Annotated in this window: 2 protein-coding genes; one reads left to right on the plus strand and one right to left on the minus strand. The window is 42.8% G+C overall.

Features of this window, described 5'->3' with window-relative positions:
* Positions 1 to 2: 2 nt before the first annotated feature.
* Positions 3 to 1358, minus strand: a complete 1356-nt coding sequence (locus Q7P05_RS05990; protein ID WP_303931062.1) for a lyase family protein — start codon at positions 1356 to 1358, stop codon at positions 3 to 5.
* Between the two features lie 448 nt (positions 1359 to 1806).
* Here Q7P05_RS05990 and Q7P05_RS05995 point away from each other — a divergent pair.
* Positions 1807 to 3585 (plus strand): OPT family oligopeptide transporter (locus Q7P05_RS05995; RefSeq protein WP_303931065.1); only part of this gene is annotated, 1779 nt, incomplete at its 3' end.

Raw genomic sequence — 3585 nt, forward strand, 5'->3', positions numbered from 1 at the left:
TTTTATTTCATGCGAACTGCTTCACCGAATTCGTCTTCGGTCATGAGTTTTTCTTCCAAGATGATTTCTTTGATAGAGCAACCGCGTTTGTATGCTTCTTTTACAACCTTAGCGCTCTTGTCGTAGCCGATGTATGGTGTTAAGGATGTAGCAATCATGAGGGATTGTTCTACGAAGAAGTTGAGTTTTTCAGGCACAAATTCTACGCCGTCGATACAGTGTGTTGTGAAAGAGTTCATAGCGTCTGAGAGGAGGCGACAGCTTTCAACAAAATCATAGATCATGATAGGCATGTACACGTTCAATTGGAATGCACCGCTACCTGCACAGAGTGTCATAGTCGTATTATGACCGAATACTTGGGCGCATACCATGGCCAAGGCTTCACATTGTGTAGGATTTACCTTGCCTGGCATGATGGAGGAGCCCGGTTCGTTTTCAGGAAGATGCCATTCGCCATAGCCGCAGCGAGGGCCAGATCCTAAGAAACGGACGTCGTTAGCGATTTTGAATAGTGTAGTAGCCAACGTATTGAGTGCGCCGTGAGCCATCATGAAAGCATCTTTCAAAGATAGGCCTTGGAATTTGTTATTCTTAACGCGGAATGGAGCACCTGTTACCTCTGGCAATACAGTTTCCATAACGTCTAGATAGCCTTTAGGTGTGTTTACACCAGTACCAACGGCAGTGCCGCCGAGGGCTACGTCAAGTAGGTGGTCAGCGTTTTGCACCAGCATAGTTTTGGCAGTTTTTAGGCCTTCTACAAAGGCACTGATTTCTTGGTCCACCATGATGAAAGTAGCATCTTGTAAATGCGTACGACCAACTTTTTGCAAGCCTTTACCTTTTTCTTGCAATTTTTCGAAGGATTGGATAAGGCCGTCCAATGCAGGAATTACGCGTGTAGTAATTTCAAAGTACGCACAGATATGCATTGCCGTAGGGAATGTATCGTTTGTACTTTGGCCGCGGTTTACATCGTCGTTAGGATGGAGCGGGTTGCTTTCATCTAATTGTTTAGCACGGTGAGCGATTACCTCGTTCACATTCATGTTAGTTTGTGTGCCAGAACCTGTTTGGAATACAGTCAATGGGAATTCATCATCCCATTTGCCGTCTACGATCTCATCTACTACTTGAGCGATGAGTTTCGCTTTTTCCTCAGTTACTGCGCCACATTTTGCATTGGTTAAAGCACATGCTTTTTTTACAAGCGCAAGCGCTTTGATTTGTTCAATAGGGATGCGGTGGTCACCGATCTTAAAGTTATTGAACGAGCGTTGCGTTTGAGGTCCGTAAATTCGTCTAGCGTCGACTTCGACTGGTCCCATTGAATCATATTCAATTCTTGTTTCCATAATGTTTACAACCTCCTTAAAAGACATGCCGACCTTATCGTCGGTAATTTAATTATATAAAATCCTGTATATTTGTACAGAATAAAAGATAATGATTTCTATTTTCATATAAAAGAGAGGTGTATATGCGATTTGTGCATATACATCTTTTCCCTTCTCCCAATATATATGCGATGATTTATATTTAATCTGTATACATGTTTCATAGAAGATTGATTTGAGAGGGAAAAGGCGACAGTCCAAAAACGACTTAGCGGCCCCGCGTAGCGGGGTGGGTGGCTTTGGAGGCTTTTGGACTATTGCCTTTTCCTACATAGTTAATGGTCTAATGAAACATGTATACATTATAAATATCGCATATATATTGAAATCAGCGCTTTAACACGATAAAATGGAAGTAGCTTATTATATGTTGTAAGCTCTAGTTTCACAGAGGAGGTAAGTACTTATGAAACATGACTTTATGAGCCATGACCTTCATCTGCCGGAACTGACACTACGTGGGATGCTACTTGGTGCATTGATTACTGTAATTTTTACAGCATCTAACGTATATCTCGGTTTGAAGGTTGGTTTGACATTCTCGTCATCCATTCCGGCAGCCATTATTTCAATGGCAATTTTACGTTTCTTCAAGGATTCTAACGTTCTTGAAAACAACATGGTACAAACACAGGCTTCTGCAGCCGGTACTTTGTCCGCAATTATCTTTATCTTGCCAGGTCTATTAATGCTTGGTTATTGGAATGGCTTCCCATTCTGGCAAACATTCTTGCTCTGCGCATGCGGTGGTTCCCTTGGTGTATTATTCACCATTCCATTGCGTCGTGCCATGGTAGTAAATAGTGATCTACCATATCCAGAAGGACGTGCAGCAGCAGAAATTTTGAAAGTTGGCTCTCACAATGCTGGCGAGGGATCTCAATCTAGCTCCGGTATGGGAGATATCGTATCCGGTGGTTTTGTAGCTGGTATTATCAGTCTTTGTGCGAATGGCTTCAAAGTGCTTGGCGACAGCATGAGCTTCTGGCTTCCTGTAGGTAGCAAAGGTATTACTCAAATTCCATTGGGCTTCTCTACAGCGTTGTTAGGTGCTGGTTACCTTATTGGTATCGCTTCCGGTATCGCTATCCTAGTTGGTGTACTCATCGCTTGGGCTGGCTTCGTACCTTACTTGACTAACATGCTTGCTCCAGATGGTGGTGCTACAGCTAAATTTGCAATGGCTGTTTGGAAATCTAAAGTTCGTTTCATCGGTGCAGGTGCTATCGGTATCGCAGCGATTTGGACTTTGATTACATTGATCAAACCTATTATCGAAGGTATGAAAATTTCTGTTAAATCCATGAACAGCAGTTCTAGTGAACGTGCGTTGCATCGTATGGATACAGATATGAGCACAAAATCTGTTATCATCGTGTTCGGTATCATTCTTTTAGGCTTAGTTCTTACATTCTGGGACTTCGTATCTGCAGTACCTATTAGCGCAGGCTTAATGTGGACACTTGTTATCGTAGGTGTTCTTGTAGCATTGCTAATCGGCTTCTTCGTAGCTGCTGCATGTGGTTACATGGCAGGCCTTATCGGTACATCTGCATCTCCAATCTCTGGTATTGGTATCTTGGCGACTATTATTTCTTCCCTAGTGGTGTACTTCATCGCTTCTGAAAATAACTTGTTCGCTACAGAAGCAGGCGTACAATTCGCTACAGCTATGGCTATCTTTATGACATCCGTAGTTATTGCGATTGCATCTATTTCTAACGATAACTTGCAAGACTTGAAAACAGGTCAACTCGTTGGTGCTACACCTTGGCGTCAACAAATTGCGTTGTTACTTGGCTCCGTAGCTGGTGCAATTGCAATTGCTCCTGTTCTTAACTTGCTTTACCAAGCATATGGCTTCACAGGTGCGTTACCACGTGCTGAAATGGACCCTAATGCTGCATTATCCGCTCCACAAGCAACTTTGATGACTACAATTGCTCAAGGTATCTTCAATTCTAGTATGGAATGGGATTACATCTTGATCGGCGTTGGTGTTGGCGTAGTAGCAATCATCGTTAACTTGATTCTTAAGAGCACAACAGCTTCTTTAACATTGCCTCCATTGGCAGTTGGCATGGGTATCTACTTACCTCCAACATTGGAAGTGCCACTCATCTTAGGTTCTTTCATTAGCTATTTCGTAGGCCGTTACCTAGTGACTCGTGCTAAAATGCGTGCT

Source organism: Veillonella dispar, from assembly GCF_937975875.1.
GTDB lineage: Bacteria > Bacillota > Negativicutes > Veillonellales > Veillonellaceae > Veillonella > Veillonella dispar_B.

Excerpts from the sequence above, each read along its gene's own strand:
- Q7P05_RS05990 (WP_303931062.1), bottom strand. The coding sequence starts at position 1,358 with ATGGAAACAAGAATTGAATATGATTCAATGGGACCAGTCGAAGTCGAC.